The organism is Paenibacillus daejeonensis DSM 15491 (assembly GCF_000378385.1).
In the GTDB taxonomy this organism is placed as follows: Bacteria; Bacillota; Bacilli; order Paenibacillales; family Paenibacillaceae; genus Paenibacillus_D; species Paenibacillus_D daejeonensis.
In genome coordinates this window covers 139659-159527 of sequence record NZ_KB899663.1, presented here as the reverse complement: position 1 = coordinate 159527, position 19869 = coordinate 139659, and the positions used below count along the sequence as shown (strand labels likewise).

The 19869-nt window shown below is 57.3% G+C and carries 11 protein-coding genes; all 11 read right to left on the bottom strand.

Annotated features, from left to right (window positions below; genetic code table 11):
* Positions 1 to 13: 13 nt before the first annotated feature.
* Positions 14 to 910, bottom strand: a complete 897-nt coding sequence (locus tag F556_RS0115900) for a carbohydrate ABC transporter permease (RefSeq protein ID WP_020617968.1) — start codon at positions 908 to 910, stop codon at positions 14 to 16.
* A 24-nt stretch (positions 911 to 934) separates the two neighbouring features.
* Complete coding sequence (locus F556_RS0115895) at positions 935 to 1891, bottom strand: ABC transporter permease (RefSeq protein WP_020617967.1); 957 nt, start codon at positions 1889 to 1891, stop codon at positions 935 to 937.
* Between the two features lie 188 nt (positions 1892 to 2079).
* Positions 2080 to 2742: a hypothetical protein gene (locus tag F556_RS0115890; RefSeq protein WP_020617966.1), complete on the bottom strand. Its 663-nt coding sequence runs from the start codon at positions 2740 to 2742 to the stop codon at positions 2080 to 2082.
* A gap of 42 nt (positions 2743 to 2784) precedes the next feature.
* On the bottom strand, positions 2785 to 6405 hold the full coding sequence (locus F556_RS36335) for a glycoside hydrolase family 44 protein (protein ID WP_020617965.1): 3621 nt from the start codon (positions 6403 to 6405) through the stop codon (positions 2785 to 2787).
* Between the two features lie 34 nt (positions 6406 to 6439).
* Positions 6440 to 14272, bottom strand: a complete 7833-nt coding sequence (locus F556_RS0115880; protein ID WP_169447599.1) for a carboxypeptidase regulatory-like domain-containing protein — start codon at positions 14270 to 14272, stop codon at positions 6440 to 6442.
* Positions 14273 to 14276: 4 nt separating this feature from the next.
* A complete protein-coding gene (locus F556_RS0115875) occupies positions 14277 to 14717 on the bottom strand; it encodes a hypothetical protein (RefSeq protein ID WP_020617963.1) in 441 nt (146 codons plus the stop codon).
* A gap of 14 nt (positions 14718 to 14731) precedes the next feature.
* Positions 14732 to 15061 (bottom strand): magnetosome magnetite crystal formation protein family, encoded by a 330-nt coding sequence (locus F556_RS0115870; RefSeq protein ID WP_020617962.1) that lies wholly within the window; start codon positions 15059 to 15061, stop codon positions 14732 to 14734.
* Positions 15062 to 15100: 39 nt separating this feature from the next.
* Positions 15101 to 16351: a stalk domain-containing protein gene (locus tag F556_RS34205; protein ID WP_020617961.1), complete on the bottom strand. Its 1251-nt coding sequence runs from the start codon at positions 16349 to 16351 to the stop codon at positions 15101 to 15103.
* Between the two features lie 15 nt (positions 16352 to 16366).
* On the bottom strand, positions 16367 to 16858 hold the full coding sequence (locus F556_RS0115860) for a hypothetical protein (RefSeq protein ID WP_020617960.1): 492 nt from the start codon (positions 16856 to 16858) through the stop codon (positions 16367 to 16369).
* A gap of 251 nt (positions 16859 to 17109) precedes the next feature.
* Complete coding sequence (locus tag F556_RS0115855) at positions 17110 to 19140, bottom strand: sensor histidine kinase (RefSeq protein ID WP_020617959.1); 2031 nt, start codon at positions 19138 to 19140, stop codon at positions 17110 to 17112.
* A complete protein-coding gene (locus F556_RS0115850; protein WP_020617958.1) occupies positions 19137 to 19808 on the bottom strand; it encodes a response regulator transcription factor in 672 nt (223 codons plus the stop codon). Before F556_RS0115850 ends, F556_RS0115855 begins: the two co-directional genes overlap by 4 nt.
* Between the last annotated feature and the right edge of the window lie 61 nt (positions 19809 to 19869).

Here is a 19869-nt window from a genome sequence, read left to right as displayed (position 1 = left end):
TTGCGCTTCAAACCTATTCCTTCAGCGAGCCGATCAGCACGCCTTTGACAAAGTACTTCTGTACAAACGGATACACGAGAATAATCGGAATCGTGGCGACCATCATCGTGGCCATAGACAGCGATTTACTAGTTACTGAGCGCATTCGGGACATTTGACCTTGCGCTGCGGAATCCAGCTGAGCCATCTGATCCGATACAATATTGGAATTGAGAATCTGCTTGAGCATCGTCTGAATCGGCAGAAGATTCTCATTGGTAATATAGATACTTGGACCAAACCAGTCGTTCCAGTGGAAAACCGCCGTAAACAGAGACAATGTCGCAATGACAGGTCCGGACAACGGGATGACAATCCGGAAGAAAATGCCCCAGTTGCCGCTGCCGTCAATCTTGGCCGACTCCTCCAGCCCCTTGGGCAGACCCTGGAAGAAGGTACGGAAGATAATCATGTTCCATACGCTGATCAGCGAAGGAATAATGAACACCCAGAACGTATTCATCAGCTGCAACTCCCGGATGAGCAGGAAGGTCGGGATCAAGCCGCCGCTGAAGTAGAGCGTAATGATACAGAGTACCATGTAGAAGTTCCGGCCAATCAGCTCTCTTTTGGAGATGCCATAGGCAAAGACGGCCGTGAACAAGATGGATAAGAAGGTACCGACGACGGTCCGGGCAATCGAGATGAAGAATGCGCCTACCAACCGCTCGTCCTGGAAAACGATTTTGTAATTCTCTAGCGTCCATATCCTCGGCCAGAACGTGATTCCGCCTCTGGCGGTATCGGCTCCGGAGTTAAACGAAATGACTAAGGCATTCCAGAAGGGATAAAAGGTCATAAAAGCCAAGAGTGCAAGCGCCGTGTAAATGAAAATCATCATAAACCGGTCGCCATAAGTTAACCTGATCAATTCATTCTCCGCCTTTCCGTGATTCTACCAGAGGCTGCTGCCAGCTCGGCGCGCAATGTAGTTGGCCATCGTCAGCAAACCGACGCTGATGACCGCTTTGAACAAACCGACGGCCGTGGCATAAGAGTACCTCGAGTTCTGCAAGCCTACCCTATACACATAGGTGTCTATGACATCTGACACTTCTCGGAGCACGGGGTTGACCGCCAGCAGGAGGATATCCTCGAAGCCGGCATTGAGCAGATTACCGATTGCCAGGATCATGAAGATGATAACGACTGGCATAATCGACGGAATCGTGATCAGGAAGATTTGCTTGAATTTGCTTGCGCCATCCATGGAAGCCGCTTCGTACATGCTCGGATCGATACCCGCAATAGCAGCCAGATAGACGATCGAGCCAAAACCAATCTCCTTCCACACATTGGTGGAGACCAGAATCGACCAGAACAGCTCCGGCAAGGAGAGGAAGCTGATCGGTTCATCGATCAGGCCTGTCTGGCCCAAGAGAATGTTCACACTGCCGTTGTCTGTGGAGAGCAAGGACATCACCAAGCCCGCAACGATAACCCAAGACATGAAATGCGGCAGGTAGCTGACCGTTTGAACAATTCGTTTGAAAGCCATGTGACGCACCTCATTGAGCATGAGGGCCAGAACGATCGGCGCCGGGAAGCCGATAAAAAACTTCAACAGACTGATGACGATCGTGTTGCGCATGACGGTATAAAATTCCGGTGAGTTAAAAAACATTTCGAAATGCTTCAGTCCGACCCACGGACTCGCCAGGAAACCGTTGAAAATACTGTAATCCTGGAAGGCCATAAGTACGCCATACATCGGAATGTACTGAAAAACAAAAATGAGCAGCAGTGCGGGCCAAACCATTAATTGAATATCCCATTGCTTGAACATACGAACAATAAGATTTTTCTTGCGGTTCGGCGACGCAAGCTCGTCCCTTGTGGAAACCTGGGCCATCATGCATCCCCCTTGACTCGTGTGTTGTCTGTTGTCATTGTATCGCCCGGAGCGGGGCCCCCGAAAGAAGCCCAAACAACGAAAAATGATACTATTCAATTCCGGAGTGTAAAAAATCAACAAAACAAAAAAACTGCCCTCCGCCAAGGGACACGGCAGAAGGGCAGTTCTTAGTTCTTATAGGGATGCTAAGCGCTCAGCGTAAAATTCTTGGTCTCGCGGCGGTCGGTTAGCATCAGCAGACCGTACACGGCGTAGACCAGAAAGGACACCGGAAAGACGAATCTGCCGTAATATTCCCATGGGAAAAACAACGTCGAGGGCATGATCAAAAAGCCAAGCGCAAGCCATTTGGAGAAAACGCCAGCGCGGTAAAACGAGATCGTCGTCACGACAATGCCGAGCAGCACCATGATTCCTCCCGCCATCTGAAGAAGGCTGGGGAAGCCTTCAGCCATCAGGGTTCGGTTGGCGATGTCCGAAGCGGCCGCCAGTTGTTCTTCACTGGTGATGCCATCGAACAACACAGGGTACTGGTAGACCTGGAGCACGGAATGAACCGATTCGATGACGAACGCGAAGAACAAGCACACATAGCCGATCCAACCCCACCAGGCTATGGCGCCGGCATGCCTGATGAACAACGTGGTGAGCCCGATCAGCATCAGCGGCGTCGCCAGAAACAGCGCTATATGGGTACCGACAGCCATATCCAGGAAATGCGGCAGCTGCTCCAGCGACAGCGGCGTGTCCTCTTGCAGATGCAAGGTGTGTGTAATGAAATTAGCGAGTCCGGCAAGCAGTAGAATCAATCCGCCTGTTCGCAGCAAGCCTTGAGACACAATAGCCATGGGGTTCTCTCCTTAACAAATAAATGATCTTCCAATTAACGCTTACGCTTCATTCAGCACTAGCAGGGTCGCCGAGCGTTTCGGTAGCGTAAGGGCGAATCGCCCGTCGTCACCTGGCCGGATCGCACCTGCTGGGGCGAGTCTGGAAGCGGCGCTGAACCGATACAACTCAGCCGCACCCGGCTGTTCCAAACCGACATCCAGATCAATCTGACGGCTCAGCGTATCTTTGTTGAACAGCAGTACATACGTTTTGCCGTCATTGCCTTCAATCGTATAGGAACCTACGGCGTCAAACAGCGTAGAGTACGTGCGCACGCTGCTGCCTTCGATCCGAGAGCCGTTGCCGTCATAATCCAGATAGATCTTGAAGGCATCTTCAATCGGCGTATCGGACTGAAAATTGCCGAAGCGGGTCGCCAGATCGACACCTTCGCGGCCGAAGATCGCCAGCGCCTCCGCCTGCGCCAGGCCTGCGGTGATGCCGTTGCCGTTGCCGAAGTTGTACTCGGTAATCGCCAGCTTCGTTCCCGGCAGATTGCGCTCAATGATTTCCTTCATTCGAGGAATCAGACGAATCGGCTCCTGAATCCACGAACGGTCGACGAAATCCTCATCGTAGAGCGCCTTGAGCGCCTGGAAGCGACGCTTGGCCGTAGCCGGACTCTCGTCCGCAGAAGGTACTGCAGTCTCTTGGGAGTAATAGTGGACGGTCAAATAATCAATCAGGCGCACATTCGTCTCATCTTCATGACGCCCCACCTGCTGAAGATACCATTCCAGGAACGGCGTGCCGCCGTGCGACTGACGGTCGGGCCCGTCGGCGCATTGGTCCGCGGAAGAATAGAAGTATGCACACCAGCCCCAGGATACCGGCCCGAGCAGTTGGGCATCGTCATCGACCGCTTTAATCGCCGAGCCGTATAACTTTGTCTTCTCCCATAGCTCATCGTAGGTCGGCGCATCCGGATGTACATCGCGATGCGTGACATGCCAGATTTCCGGCTCGTTGTCCAACGCATACAATCGCACCCCGCCGTTTGAAAGCTGCGCCATATGTTCTACCCAGCGGGTGGCGAACGTCTCGTCGACGCGCCTCGAGGTGTCCTCCGGATCATTGCCCGTAATTAGCTCGCCTCCAGGCCGGACACCATTGCCAGCATCTCGTAGTTCAGGAGCCCAGCTTTCTTGCGCGCCATACTTCCTGATCGAGAAGCCTGAGCTTACCGCACGCTCCTTCGGCGTCCAACCGATCGTCGGGATCGTCATCAGGACATCGTTTCCACGCCCCAGTACTCGGTCGATGAAGCGGTCCGATGTCGAGCCGTACGGCAGCTGGCCGGGATCGTCATTGCCGTAAGGATAATTAATAAAAAACCAGTCTGCCGCCCGGTTGGCCGTATCCAGCTCCCAGTTGTAACGAGTCGTTTGGTTACCTCCCCATCGCTCCAATGGGAACGCAAGCTTAGAGGTCGTCGGATGCTGCTCATCAAAGTTTATGCCATAGATTTGGCTACTGATCGGCAGTCGCTCTGCATCTCGATCCACCTGGATGCCGATTACAGGCATCTGCGGCTCTGGCAGCTCTCCAGGCGAAGGGTTGCGGAGCAGCGATACATCGTCAATATAGATTCGCCCCTGACTGCGGTCTGTACCCGCCTGCAGGATCAGGCCGTCGAACGTGCCATATTCCAATCCCAGATCGGCCATACTGACTGTCACTTCTGTCCATGTACTGGCAGGAAGCGATTGGTCTGGCAAGAAACGTTCCAAATTCACCGCCCCCATCGACTGTCCACCGTCATAAGCATGCAGGAGCAGCTCTTGACCGCCCGTCGTCCCACCATGTAGCCAGAACCGGAAGCCGTAATACTGATCAACCTGCTTCTTCTGCTCGCCCGAGATCCAGACCCCGTCCCAGCCGCTCGGGTCGAAAGCAATCGCATACTGACCCGAACGAACCTGGGCCGTGTGGGCGAAATCCTTCTCATGCCAACTGTAGTTGCGGTAACCCGCTGCCAACCGGTCGTCATAGACGTTCTCGGATACGACATCGGTCACCTGCACAAATGCATCCGTCCTGAAATCCCCATAAGACAGCGTAATTCTTGCTATGCCTTCGGCATGGGCCGTGATGCGACCCTCTTCTACTGTAGCGACCTCGGGACGGTCGACCGCCCACTCGCCTAATGTCGTAATATCGCCGGTCTCACCGGAAGCGAGGAACGTTTCTCCCGCCAGCTGTTGCACCTCGCCGGGCAGCATGACCAGCCCATGCTTGTCGGTGCGGATCTCGACGATGCGGGCTTGCGCCGCACGCTTGGCCGTCAAGGCGATATCATCCAGGTAGATCGCTGGTTGCTCGCCCGCTGCAGCGCCTGTGAATTGCAGACCGTCAAACAGCCGGTCAGGCAGCTCAAGCTCAGTTAACGGGAGCTCCACATATGCCCACTCACCTGCAGGGATGCCGCCCGGAATCACCTCAGCCAGTCTGCGCTCCGATACCGCTGTCCCCCCGGCTGTCAGCTTGAGCAGTACATCCTGGCCGCCCGCTTCACCGCCATGGATCCAGAAGGATAGCTTGTCGTATTCATTCATCGTCAGGATCCGGTGGCTGTACAGATAGAGTGCAGCATCGCCAATCGGACGGAATCGGATCGCTTCCGTGCCGGAGTAGACGATGTCCGTCTCATCCAGACTCACATCCCCCCAGCTGTTATTGGTTACCGTCTCGGCCAGTGCATCAGCGAAGATATGCAGTCCGTCAACCGACTCGACCGGCCGCTCCGGATCGACTGCCAATACCTGCACCGTCAGTTGGGCGCTGAAGCTGCCATAGGCGGCGCGGATCACCGCGGAGCCCGGTGACTGCGCCTGCACTCTGCCTCCGCTTACCGTAGCGACGGCTTCGTCGGATATCAGCCATTCCACTCCCTCCCGAGGCGCGGTTCGCGTACCATCTTCCAGGATCATGTGCAGGACGGCGGTCCGGGTCTGTCCCTGACGGATGACCAGCTCGCTATGCTCAAAAGCCAGTCCGGTCACCTCCAGATCGCCGCCGGGATCGGGTTCAGGCGCCGGATCAGTGCCGCCGTCTCCTCCGAAGAAGGCGATATCGTCCAGGTACAGCGGCTCTTGGCTCCCCTGGCCCTGGCCCCACAACTGGATGCCGTCGAGAAGACCAGTAACACCAAGCTGCCTCAGCGGCACCTCGACCTGACGCCACTCGCCAGCCGGCACGCCGCCCGGGAAGAGTTGGCTGGAAGCAATCTCCGCCAGCGCTCCTCCCCCGAGTGTGAGAATCAGTTTGAATTGCTGGCCGCCGCCCGGCCCACCGTGTACCCAGAAGCGCAGAGTCTTATAATCACCTGCATTCATGACGCGATGCTTGTAGAAGTAGAGCGCTTGCCCTTCGCCCGGCACGAAGCGGATCGAGCGCTCGCCGCCGCGTACCATCGATGTTTCCTCCAAGCTGTGGTTGGCCCAGCTATAGTTCACGAATTCATCCGATACAGCATCGTCATAGACTGTGAGCGGTTTGATCGTCTGTCCGTAGGACGGCTGTTTGGGCCATACCAGCTGGCTGATCAGCAGCGCTGCGATGAGCAGCACTGCCAATCCTTTCGTCTTGTAATTTTGGTATGCGCTAGATGATATCTGCATCGTATTGATTCCTCCAGTAGATGAGTTTATATCCTTACAGTGCCTGGTCTACCAAGCCGAGCTGCTCCATCGCGCGGAGCAGCAGTATCACGGCCTCGGCCCGGGTGGCACCTGAGAGAGGCCGGAACGCGGAGTCCGTGTCGCCCTTCATCAGCCCAGCCAAGCGCGCGGTCTCCACGTAGCCGACAGCCCAGGAAGCCACGGCCTGGCCGTCCTTGAAGCCAGGGATGGCTCCGCTATTCTGCATCTCCCGCATGGCTATTACTGCCCTGTCCTCCAATCCCAGCAATCGGACGAAGACGGCAGCCAGTTCCTGTCGACTCACCCAGTCATCCGGCCGGAAGGCGGTACCGCTGCCCTGCATCCATCCCGCCGCAGCGGCCTCGTTCACATAAGAGGCATACCAGGCATGACTTGGCACGTCGGCAAATGCCTGTGCGGCGTTAGGGCCAGCGCCAACCCTTCTGTCATGGCCATGATTGCCGTTAACCGCCATTGCCGCGCCGCCGTTCATGACGAGCAGTAATTTGGCCAGCTCCGCCCGGGTCAACATGCCCGAGGGCTCGAACCGATCCGGGCGCCTCCCATTCACAATCGTCCGTCCAGCCAAGACTTCGATGCTTTCACGAGCCCAATGACCTTGCAGATCGGCAAACGTCGTCTTCGCAGACAGGATTGCATAAACCCCGGGTTGCCGGATTTCTGCGGCGATTCTCTGCCCTCCCGCGTCCTTTACGCCGCCGATATAACTCCAGCTGCGGGAGCCTTCTTCATAGCGGAAGAGACTGAGCTTGCGAAGATCAAGCCCTTGCGCCTGTTTCTCATCATAGGCGAGGAGCAGTCTGAGCTGCCGGCCAAACTCACGGATCCTCTCCGCCTCGATCCGGAAAGCGTCGCTGTAGACCAGCATCCCAGACGGAATTGGAGCTTCTGTATCTTGTAGCCGTCGGATGCGTAGTCGCTGCCCGTCGGCGAAGGTGTTGGCAACGATCTCCAGGGCGATGCTTCCATCAAAGCCAGACCACGTACTCGCCGCACGGCCAACCTGCACTTCCTCGTCTGCACTGCCAGCTCCTGGCGGTGGGACTTGCGGATCAGGGCCAGGCTTCTCTCCGGGAGGCGGGCCGCCCGGCACCGGACCCGGGGGTGGACCTCCGGGAGGCGGCGGCTCCGCCGGCTGCTTCGTGCTGCCTTGCGCGGCAAGTCCGTCCGAACGATTCATCCGGCGATCGACCGTGCTCACCAGAACTTCATAATCCGTATTCACGGACAGAGAATCGATACGCAGTCCCTGCCTACCTGCGGGTACGCTAACGGCGTTACCGTACTCGCGCTCCCCCTTCGCCCGCCAGGCTATCCGGACCGAACGCAGGTCTGCATCGGCCGGATCCCGCCACGCCAGTTGCAGGGCCTGCGCTCCGGCACGCTGCACGACCAGGCCGCTCACTTCGCCAGGCGGTACTTGGTCCACTTCGAACTCCGGCTCTTCCAACGTCTCACCAATCATCGTGACACCGACCGATTCCGCACCGTTTCTTCCTGCTGTTGCCAGCCTGACTTCATAACGCGATCCGGGCTCCAGTCCGTTCAAGACATAGAAGCCCTCCCCTGCCATCTGTTCGAACGGCCCATGAAACTCACCGTCGGCTTGCCGCCAGTACAATCTGACGGCGCCAGCCTCCGGAGACTCGGCGGATTGCCATTTCACAATCATCTCGCGCACTCCCGGGACCAGCTCCATCTCCTGAACCTGCTCTGTGGGCGGTGCGCCCGCGGCACGGATGAGCAGCTTAGTCTCGAATGGACTCGTCATCGGGACATCAGCATAGCTCAGCACTTCCGGCAGCACGGTCAACCGGTACGTTGCGCCGGCTGCGAGCGTCTGGCCAGGCTCGAACACAAACCGGCTGGCGACCGTTCGGCCATCGGCCATCGGTTCGGGCGACACAGCGGTTATGCTGCCCGCCACCGGCAAGCCTTCCTCATCTGCCAGCAGGATCACGCCGGTGTGCAGACTGTTCGCAAGCATCGGCTTGCTGAAGGCGATTTCCACCGATGGCGCGTCGTCACCGGCAGCGTAAGCGACCGTCGGCGGCTTGCGCGACACCATCGGGATATTAACGTCGAAGTGAGGCGGCAGTACGGTCAACTCTGCGCTCTCCGCTGGCTCGTAGCCATCCTTTTCATAACGCACCTGCCAGATACCCTCCGGCACATCCCAGCCATAGCGACCTTCCTGGTCAGTATGCAGCGGATTCTGCTGCAGGTACCATTCCGCATCCCACTGGAGCCATTCACCGGTATCCGTATTAAGCTCATACAACACGGCTTTGACGCCTTCCAGACGGTTGCTTGGCACAGCCTCGTATACATAACCGCTGGGGTCCCAAATCCAGACTGGATCGGCCACCTTGTCCGGGCGCTCCCTGCGCTCTCCGCGCTCATCTCGCTGCTCCTCGTCCTTGGGCGTCCGGCAGCGGTCGATGGCCCCGGCTCCCGCCATCGTGTCTCGCCAAGCCTGATTTTCCTTGAAGTCTGCTTTCAGCTCGTTCAATCGGTCGTGCCACGCGTTCTTCGCCGCCGAGCCGAGATTCAGCAACACCTGGCTGGAGCTGAAGCCCAGCCAAGCCGGCACGGTTCCGATCGCAGAGGTAATAAGAGATATCCCCGTGATGCCGTTTTTAATGACCAGCCCGTTTTGAGCTCGCTGATAGAGCAGCTCGGTCATCTCATGGTAGTGCTGCCGGCTCGGCGCGTGGCATTCGGTATAGGCAATCTCGTCCTGGAATTTCAACAGCTCTTCCGCATAGTCGAAGAAATCATCCATATCGGTTACATAGCTGCGGAGGTTGTTGGCGATATCCAGCGCGCCTATCGCGCCGCTGGTCGGATACAGCGTGGACAGCGCGATGACCACTTGGTCCACATCGTCTTTGTTGCGGGCACTGTCAGCCGATATCCTTCCAGCGGCTTCACCGCTTAGGAAGGCTGCATCGAACGTTGCCCGCATCGTCAGCCGCAGACCTTTGTCCGTCGCTTCCATTTCAGTCGCCACATCACGGTAAGGACGTGAGCCCGAGGCGCCCCTGGTCCTTGTCGCCGTAAGTTGGGTGTAACCGACATATCCTTCGGGGTTGCCCATCGTCGTTCGAATGACCCGAGATCGGTATTCCCCAGGTCCCGCAGGCTTTACGGCTTCCAGGCCCAAGGCTTCGACCGCCTCTTCATCATCGAGTATCGCATACGACGCCTTGCTCCACGCAGCAGGCAGCCTGGCCGCGGCAGCCTGAGCCGCCTCATCGCTGACGACGGCGGGAGCCGGCGGGAGCGTCGGCGGGATCACGTCATACGTCACATATACGGGACTGGACAATCCACTACCCAGCCTGACGTAAGATTCATAATGGCCCTCTTTGCTCAAATAATAGGCTCCGTAAGATTGATGATCGAAGGCCACTCTGACATTCGTCACCCGTTCCGGATGGTCGAAGTGGATACGAAACCGAATATCTTTGTAAGGTACAACTACAAACGGAAATCGTGCGACGCCTTCACCTGGGTCGAAATGGTATTCCCGCCCGTCCGTCTGCCTCATGCTGATCCCGGTCATGACCGGCAGGCGGGGGTCAAAAGCAACGTAAGCCGCATTGGATGAAGTGTAGCCTCCGTTACTGGCCGCAACCGCGACAAGTCGATGCGTGGCTTCCTCACCCCAGAGTGGAGCATCTCCCCGCTCTGGCAGCACGATTTCCGTCCGCCAAAGCCCGCCGGAAGACGCCCGGGCCAGACCGCTCTCTACGCCACCGGCATACACAGTAACTTCACTGCCGGCGGGCGCCCGCCCGCTGACCTGAATGAGTGCACGGCTGCTGCGCTCCGGTGCCGTCAGCGTAATACGCACTGGAACCACGCGCGCCGAGCCGATTAACTCCTCGATTAGCGCCGCTTCCGATGATGACCGATAAGCGATATGCAGAGACGGATCGACGGCACGAGATAGATCCGGATCCAGCCGCACCCGATAGGAGATTGAACCTCCGTCCCCTGCCGTCAGAGTGCCGATCGGCACTTCATAGATGTGCTCACTAACACTGACCGGTTCGACTGGTACGGCGTCTTTCACAACACTGCCCGTGATGAGCTCAGCGCCGGCTGGCACTTCGATCCGTAGCCTAGCGTCCTGCAGTGTACGAGCAGGTCTGGGCTGCAGGCGGTAGCTACCATGCACACTCACACTCTCTCCGGGCAGCGCTTCCCCGCGGACATCCAGTCCGTTGCCCTCGAGACCATAGAACAAATCGCCTGCATCGCGCAGCTCGACTGAGCCCAGGTTCAGGATTTCGCCGTCTCCGACCTCCCTTTCTACCGTCGTGGTCGTCATTACGGAAGCCACCGTGCGACGAATTTGAAGTCTGATGCGGCCCGTATCCGGAAGCGGAATCTCGAAGTGCCCGCTGGTTGCTATCTGGGATTTCCTGCTAACCGTACGCCAGCCTTCATTGTAGATTTGGGTAATAAGAGTGATGTTGTCTCCTGGCCTGTATGAAGCCACGGAACCGCTAATCCTTGCTTTCTCTTCGATCTCCAGACGCACCGACGCTTCGTTATAGTCATCCAGGACTTCGTTCACACAAGAAGCAGTCATCCCAAAAGCCGCGCCATCAATACACACCCTCAGTCCGTCGCCGGGCTTGCCGTCGACAATGACGGCATTTTCTTTGACATTCAACCAACTGGAATATCGGCCATTAGTACCTGTAACTGTCATAGCGTAGGAATTGTAAGCGGTGACGTCCTTGATCGGAATCCGCATCCAATCCTCCTGCAGCCGCTTTTGCACCACATTCAGATTAATCCTTGCCCGCTCCAGCGGCACCAGGCTGAAGTCTTGGTTCTTCTCAACGCCCGGCACCAGATCGATCACAGCAGAAGCATCGACATTGAAGGGCGGGACAGCCGGAACCACGGTGAGCTTGTAGCTGCCGCGCGGAGCAGCGACCCTGTACTTACCATCCTCGTCCGTTCGAGCGATGGCTACTTCTCCTTCCGAGCTTCGCAGCAGCTTGACTTGAGCCCCCGCCACAGGACTGCCATCCATTGTCGTGACCACTCCCTGTACTGCCCCGTCCGGCTGCAGCCTCATCGGGTAAACTCTGACATTGCTACCCGGAAGCAGCGTGATTTGATCCGCAGGGGGCGTAGCGTAAGGCTCCTGAACCGTCGTCTCTATTCGCCATTGCGCTCCCGCATAATGGACCCCAGGGAGCACATAGTTACCATTGAGATCGGCTTTGGTCCGAATTCTCTCCCCCGAATCTGAGTGGACAAAAACAACTTCAGCCGCGCGAAGCACGGCTCCTGTGGGCAGCTCCAGCCGAACAGCCAGCGACGCTACCGGCTCCGCTGTAACTTCAGCCGCCACTCGCTCTCCGCCCACGATTGCAACCGGCCCACTCTCCTGCAGCAGCGTGCCCTGCAGCGACACAATGCGAAGCCGATAGTCGTCGCCTTCCGGCAGCGACAGACGGTAACGGTCCCGACCATCGATGACCGTGCCGGCGGCCCCTTTGTTGGATGGACTTTGAACCGTGATATAAGCTCCTGTCAGGCCTTCTCTGTGCGCCGAAGTCAGAACGGCCTCCAATTCCCCGGCGACTCGAATCGGCAGCAAGCCTTCTTCGACATCGAGGCGAACCTGCGGATCCGATACCGACTCTACCCGGAGCGACGTAATCATCCGCACGTGAGGCGGTAGCTGCCATGTTTCCCGGTAGACACCTGCACCTCCCGCCGTCTCCGGCAAGGGCAGGCGCGACTCCTGCGACTCCCCCGTATGATCCCGGTACCCGATTACGGCAGCCAGCTCGCCGTCCGGCGGACCGAAGGCGGCCACAGTCAGCTTGCCTTCTAAGGGAATATGACCATTGACAGGCGATTGCACCGATACCAGCACCCGACTGATCCCCGGACCGGGCGGGGGGGTATCAGGACATTCCTCGGCGAGGCAGACGGTATACAGCGACTTGTAGACCAAGAATGCCGCCCGCTCGCCGTCGCCGCCAATACTCGCCTCCACCGTTTCTCGAGAACGATTACCGACATACCGGAACTCCTGTGTCCGCCAATCAAAACGAATGACGCCTACTCGCGAGTTGAACGGACCGGCAGCCGGGTCGTTCACAGAATTCCGGTTTGTATAGTGAAGCAATACATAGCGGCCTGCGTCGTCGAGCTCCGCCCGGCTAACAGAGACATCCCCAGGCAAGCCTCCCGCAGCATACACTGGCACGGTTGTTCCTGCTTCTCTGTCATGGATATACGCACGTCTGGGCTGCAACCCCTGACTGGCGATCAGTGCGAGGTGTCGGCCGTCATAGGAAGGGCTGATTTGAGTTACAAACAGGGGCTCGCCACTGCCGAGTTCGATCCCGAGCGGCTTGATCTCCCCGCTGGCCACATCGTAGACGAACGCTTCCCAATTCGAATAGCCCGAGCCGCCAGGTTCACTAGCTCTCCTCGCATGAAAAAACAATTGCTTGCCGTCTCCGCTCAGGACAGCAGCACCTGGGTCCTCCAGCATGCGCCCAGTATTATCTGTCTTCGGCAGGCGCCGGATGTCGCCGCCCGACAGGGTATACAAGAAGACATCCAGGCTTCCGTCCTCATCCCCCGGCACGATGCCATCTGCATCGGAGACGAAGGCAAGCCTGGCCCCGTCGTCGCTCATACTGAGATCGAGAATCGCGCCAACAGAAGCTTCGGTAACCGCCGTAATCTCACGAGTCGTATGATCGTAGAGGTGGACATTCTCTTGACCAGGCAACCCGTCGTGCTTGATGTAAGCTAGATAACGCCCACCTCTGCTAACTGCCAGTTTTCTTGTGATTCGTTCTGTATACAAGTTTGTATCATCGATGCGGGAGATTGAAGTATCGGAGCTCCTGTACACGTAGATGCCCGGTTTCCCCTCCTCCGACGCGTCGGGCAGATCAGGCGCATCGGAGACAAAAGCGAGCGTCCCGCCATCTTTGCTCATAACGGGCTTTTGCAGCTGATACGACTCACCGTCCTGAATCCGGGCGATCAGCTCCGCATTGCGATGAAAGGTCGCCGCTTCGGCAGGATAGGGAGACGATACATTGCCCGCTGCGTCGACTGCTCGAACTTCGTAACGATAGAAGGTCATCTCCTCCAGCCCGCTATCGATATAGAACAGATCCGATGTCGTGGCTGCGGGTTCGCCGTTGCGCGTAAGGGTGTAGTGAACTACACTGTCGTCGGGGATCGCCTCGCCACCCGGCCCCTCAACTAGCGGCTGCTCCCATTCCAAAACAAGCTGATTGGGTTCACCTTCGCTGATCCTGACCGAGAACGGCGCATTGGGAGCCACGGAATCGAAGTTCGTCCGCCGGACCACGGAATCCGCGCTGCGCAGACCCTCCAGCTCGGCATAGGCCGACCATTCATGTACGCCCTGATCCGTGAACCCGACAGGAATCGCAAAAGCACCCCAATCCGGCTGTCCTGACACCGGTTCCGATGCTGAGCCCCGATACGAATAACGCATGCCGTCGGCCCACCGCATAGTTAGTGTGACTTCTGATCCGAGCGGCGCTCGTCCCCGGATGACATAGGGCGAAGCGGTAATATAAGCCGGCGCTTCTTCCAATTCAGGGGGGGCAAGATCCGACAGCATCGCCGTATCGCCTTGGAGCACCTGCTCCGATATCGTGATGGACTCATCTGGAGGCAGCATCGGGAATAAACCCTCTGAGCTTACCGCACGAATAGTTGGTTCGGGCAGCAGTCCGATCAGCAGCGCAAAGACCAGCAGAATCGGTAAGAACTTGGCATTCAATCGTTTCATCAGACTAACGTCCCTTCCCATAGACGATTATGCCGGTTACAGTCTTGTTGTCCTCCAAATCGAGCGTCAGAGTACTGACAAAATTCTCATCACCCTTGGCTCCTGTATAATTGTAGAAGTCCGCTTCATCCATCAAGTAACTCTCCTCGTATCCCGCTTGCTCCGTGTAGTCTCTATACAGGTTCGCGACGACTTCAAACGGCTCCGTTGACTCAAAGGTGACCGTGTGCCCCATCTCCGTCGTGATTGAACCTGTCACAATATAGTCTGAAGGGAACGGGATATCGTCGGGGAAATCTTCAGGAAGCACCTGTTCGCTTGAGTACGTGGTCTTCTTGCCGTCTTCCGTATGCCCCATCCTGTTATGGGGCGAAGAACATCCTACCGTCATCAGGATGGCGGCCAGCATAATGCTGGCCACCACGCTTTTCCGTATCTTAGTCACGTTCATGCATCTCCTCACTTCAACAACTTGATGCCGCCAATCAGTGGCAGCGGCTTGCTCTGCCCGTTCACCGCATGGAGGATACCGATGATAGCTAGGATGAGGACGCCGATCGTCCCCAGCGGCGCAATCAGCAGCCAGCCGATGATTGGGATCACCATGCCGATGATATTGATCGCCACCGCGACGAGCAGCAGCACCAGCCCTTGATTGGCATGGTACATGGCGTACCGCGAATCCCGCGCCGCGAGGATCGGAATCAGAAAGATAATATATCCGAGTGCCGCAACGCCTTTATGCTTGTCGATATCCGTTTGGTCCATTGCCAGCTCTTGTTGACTCATAGTTAGGTCAGCGCCTTTCTTTTATTTTGTCCCAGCAACTTACCATTCCCAATCGTCAGGATCGTAGGAAGGTGGCGGCGGCGGGACGACATCCAGCTTGAGTTCCAGTTGGATCCTATATATTTTGGATACTACCGTTTCAAAATCTGTCGTTACCGATTTATAGAATGGCTTATCCTGCCCCCGCTCCACCAAGCGGATCAGCATCTGCTGCGGCTCCTCGCCGGGAGGCGCGTAAGTCGCGCTAATCTCGTACGTGCCGATCGGAACATGATGCACACCATATCCATTATTGGAATTGCTGCCCTTGCTTACGATCGTCTGTCCGACCTTGCCGTTCAGCCCAGGCGATACAGGCTTAAGCGTCAGCGTCACATCGTCGCGGTCAGGCGGCACGGCGATCGGATCGAGCGGATGGATAAGATCCATCATGTAGAACAGGACGTAGCCACTGCCGCCCGATGGCCCGGAACTGTCCAGGACCTGCTTGAAGTCGCGGATCGCCCCTTCCGTGCCGGCAAATGGGGCATCATTGACAGACACAAGGTCCATAACATATTTCTGACCGTTAAGCGTCGTCGCGTATTCGGCATATGCCATGTACGTAGAGGCCTCCATGCCCAGCGGGATGCGATAATAACCATTAGCGTCTGTTACCGCCTGCGCATTGCTGTTGTACAGCAATTGGTTGTCGGCCGTCACCAGAGCGCCTTGCAGCGGCTGGCCTTCGGCATCGACAACCCGGCCTTTGACGATGCCCGGCTCGACAACCGTGTGCCCTCCTGTACCAGGACTCGGAGCGCCCGCGCCACCTGGCGCGGGACCGCCACTGCCACCGCCAATCCGGATGACTGTCGCGCCCGCTTCTTTGGCATAATTCACCTCATAGCCACTATGTTCCGAGACGAAGCGCAGCGGAATCATAGTACTGCCTTTCATGACCTGTGCAGGTACACTAAGCGACTGGGACTTGCCGTTCACAAGCGCTGTGCCCTTATTTACTGTCAGCTCGATCTTCAAGCCGTCTTTGGTTCCGACAGCCGTCTTGCTCCCCGCATGCCAAACCACATCAAAGCCCAATGCCTCGAACATGGCCCGGAACGGCACCAGCGTCGTTCCTTTGATAATCACTGGCTGCTGCCCGCCAAACTGCAACGACTGGCCTCCCACATATACCTTCACATTCTGCTGTGCCATCGCTGCCGGTCCGACAGCAATCAAGGCCAGTACGAGAACAGCCAACATTTTTGTTACCGTCAGCCATTGGTGCGCTTTTTTGCGGTTGTTCATCCTCTAATCACTTCCTTATCCTTTGTTGGTGTAGGCAATCGAGCCGTATACCCATCCATCCTGGTCGAAGTTTTTGTTCAGGATAACGACCAACTGCTCATTGTCTCTTGTGCCCGAAAACCAAAAGTGATCCTCTTCTTGCGTGGTAGGCATTGTCTCCGTAAAACCACTTGTGGTGATCGCATCCTTATAGAGCTGGATGACCTCTTCAAGCGGCTGCTTGACATCAAACGAGATCGTCACGGCCCCTTGGTCCGGCTGTTCCATCGTGGCAGAGATGATGACTTGGTCCGGAAGGGGAATATCTTCATGGAGCATCTCCGAGCGCTTGTTCTCGCTTGATGCGGTCATTTCGCCGCCGGCGGGCGTCTCAAATGTTATCGAGCCTTGTTCATTGGTGGGGGTTGGAGCGGGAGGGGTAGTCTCGTCGGCGGACTCGCCAGAGCAGCCTCCGGCGATCAGCAGCAGGGTGAGAGCGGCAATAGCGACCGTAGTTTTGACTTTCACGCTAGATGACATCCTTTCCTGACTCGAAGTGGATTACCTTAATTGTAGGAGAATCCAGCCGCCAGCAATAGTTACAGACTGTCATCAATGTTGTCATGGCTGTCACTTGTCAGCGCCCGGTGGCGAAGGATAAAAAGGCACAATAAAATATCCCCACAAAGTGGGGCTTGGCTTCGAAGCGTAATCAGGTACTTTGAGGGGGCCCCGGAAACTATAAATTCTACAAGTACAAAAAAAGCCCGCGGCGCCTCTCACGCCACGGGCAAGTTAATCGACAGCCGGCAGCCCCGGGGGGAACCGCTCTCGTCTTCGTCTGAGCGAATCAACACTTCGCCGCCCAGTAGCTCCACACGCTCTGTCATCGAATTAAGGCCAAAGCCAGGCGCAGCTGCGCCGAACGGCTCGCCGTCACTGACGAGGCGGAACTGCAGCAGGTCTCTTACGACTTGCAGAGTGAAGCGGGCATGGGTACAGCGGCCATGACGAATCGCATTGGTCAGTCCTTCCTGGAGCGCGTGATACAAGGTCTGCTCGGTCAGCCGGCCCAGCTCCAGATCGTCCGGCAGTATAATCTCTGCGTCGATCCGGATCTCCATCGTGTCCTCCGTATACTGCAGAAGCTCCCGCAGCGACGCTTCCAGCGACAGTGGCTGAACTTCGTCCGATTTCATCAGCCGGACGGTTCGGCGGATATCGTCCAGCCCTTTGCGCACCAGCCCGCTCAGCAGGTCCAGCTTCTCTGTCGGCATCGCTCCGTTTCGCTCCGTCAGCCGCTTCGTCGCTTCCAGCTGTACAATCGCCGCCGTCAAGGTATGGCCGACCCCGTCATGCATCTCATAGGCAATCCGGTTACGCTCCTCAAGCACCGACATCTCAGCCAGCGTCTCCGCCTTCTCCCGCAGCGTCACGGCCAGTGTCCGGTTCGTCTTCTCCAGCTCCGCCGTCCGCGTCTCGACCAGCCCTTCCAGATTGCGATGGAACAAGGCCAGCTCCTGATGCTTGGCCAGCAGTTCTGAAGCGCTTCGTTCAGCCTCCAGATGGATCCGGCGCATCCTGCTGATCATGAACATGACCATGCAGATCATAAACAGCAGCAGGCCGTTGGGAAGCAGTCCCTCGAACACACGATACAGATAGGAATGAGTATTCAACAGATGGGTAAGCAAGCCCGGAAACATCGCGGCGCCAAGACTGACCAGTGCACACAGCGTAAAAGTCCAGTACCCCCGCATGAGCCAGGTCCTCTCCTCCCGCTGGTTGTGTGGCTGCTGGACCCTGCGCCAGGGGGAACGAACCCACGAATAGGTAACCACCGCGAACCCTGCCAGCGCGCATGTGATAACTGCGAATCCTGCAAAAGCAAGCATCGCATGCACATCCGGCGCAACGGCCAGGAACAGCCGAGGCAGCCAGATTGCAGTACTGACTGCCAGTATCATATATAGTGCGGCCGCCAGATGGATAGCCTGGTGGAGCTTCGGGTTGTCTGCATACAGGGCGGCGGCATAGAAGCTGAAACACGCCCAGATCGCGATCGGCGTCAGCAGCTCCTGCCAGTAATACACCCCCTGCATCGGCACGAACCACTGCAGTGAACGGCATGACAGCAGGAACGCGCCTCCGATGGATCCGGCAAACAGCGCAAACCAGCCGTACAGCGCCTCCCGCCGCCTGATCGCCAGCACCATACCTACGACTCCTGTCGTCACGCTGAGTAGCCCATAGAGGAGATAAGAGAGCTCGGCGTGCAGTAGCGCATACAACACCTGGTCGAGCTCTCCGGCAAGTACCATATCGTGGCCAAAGAGCGTCTCTCCGTCCCATACTGCCCGGATCAGCAGCTGTTGTCCCCGCGCATCCCCGCCTACCGGTACCGGGTGCATTGACTTCAGCGGATTGATAAATTTCTGTTTACCGTCCACATTAAACCGATACAGCGGCTCTCCATCCAACCAAGCCTCGAAGCGCGGCATCTGCGAGAACAACAGGTATGGGCTTCGCCACGGCAGCTCCGGCAAGCTGCGCTGCAGCCAGACGACGCCGGCATAGTCGTCCAGCACCGCGCGGGCCTCGGCATCCAGCGGTTGCCACCCCCCTGCCGCCGGTTGCTGCGATCCCCAGCCTACCTCCCATTCCCGAGTCAGAGCCGCGAAGGGTTCACGCCCCCTGTCCATCCGGCTGTCCTGATCGATCAACAGCGCAGGGAGGAAGGTACAGAAGGTGATGCCGCATACGAGCAGCCATAGGGCAAGTGACCAGCGCTCCAGCAGCTTCGGCTTCAATACGCATCCTCCAAGAGCAAGTCTTTGAGCAAGGCGATTGCCACTTGACGGTCGCTTGTACCCAGCTTGTTGTAGATGACGCTGATATAGTTGCGTACTGTTCCTTCTCCCATAAAGAGCAACGAAGCAATCTGACGATTGCTGTAGCCCTCGACCATCAGCAAGATAATCTTGCGCTCGCGCTCCGTAAACACATAGCCGCCCGACTTCAGCTTCGTCTCATCAAGTGCATCCGCCCGCTCCTCGGAGAGCACGGACAACTTGGCCGCGAGCTTGGAAGCGATCGCCGCCGGCAGCATGACCACCCCGTTCATCGCCTCGCGGATCGTCTGCACAATGACCCGGGAGGGCATGTCTTTGAGCAGGAAACCATCCGCCCCGCCAGCCATCGCATCGACGATGAAGCGATCCTCCGCAAACGTCGTGAGCATCAGCACTACGGTGCCGGGCAACTCCCGCTTTATCCGCTTCATCGCCTCGATACCGTCCAATATGGGCATTTTGATATCCATCAACACGACATCGGGCTTGTGCGCTTGAGCCGCCTGCAGCGCCTCTGCCCCATTAGCGCAGATGCCTGCGATGCGCAGCCCGTCCTCCATTTGGAGAATGGTCTGCAGTCCCTCCCGGAGCAGCCTCTGATCGTCCACAATGAGGATCGAAATCATGTCCTCCGCCTACCTTCTATCTTCGAATAATCCATCATTTTACATCACTTTGATATGAGTG

Bases quoted from the DNA above. Each gene is read 5' to 3' on its own strand.
- F556_RS0115895 (WP_020617967.1), bottom strand. From the start codon at position 1,891: ATGGCCCAGGTTTCCACAAGGGACGAGCTTGCGTCGCCGAACCGCAAG.
- F556_RS0115890 (WP_020617966.1), bottom strand. From the start codon at position 2,742: ATGGCTATTGTGTCTCAAGGCTTGCTGCGAACAGGCGGATTGATTCTA.
- F556_RS36335 (WP_020617965.1), bottom strand. From the start codon at position 6,405: ATGCAGATATCATCTAGCGCATACCAAAATTACAAGACGAAAGGATTG.
- F556_RS0115880 (WP_169447599.1), bottom strand. From the start codon at position 14,272: ATGAAACGATTGAATGCCAAGTTCTTACCGATTCTGCTGGTCTTTGCG.
- F556_RS0115870 (WP_020617962.1), bottom strand. From the start codon at position 15,061: ATGAGTCAACAAGAGCTGGCAATGGACCAAACGGATATCGACAAGCAT.
- F556_RS34205 (WP_020617961.1), bottom strand. From the start codon at position 16,351: ATGAACAACCGCAAAAAAGCGCACCAATGGCTGACGGTAACAAAAATG.
- F556_RS0115850 (WP_020617958.1), bottom strand. From the start codon at position 19,808: ATGATTTCGATCCTCATTGTGGACGATCAGAGGCTGCTCCGGGAGGGA.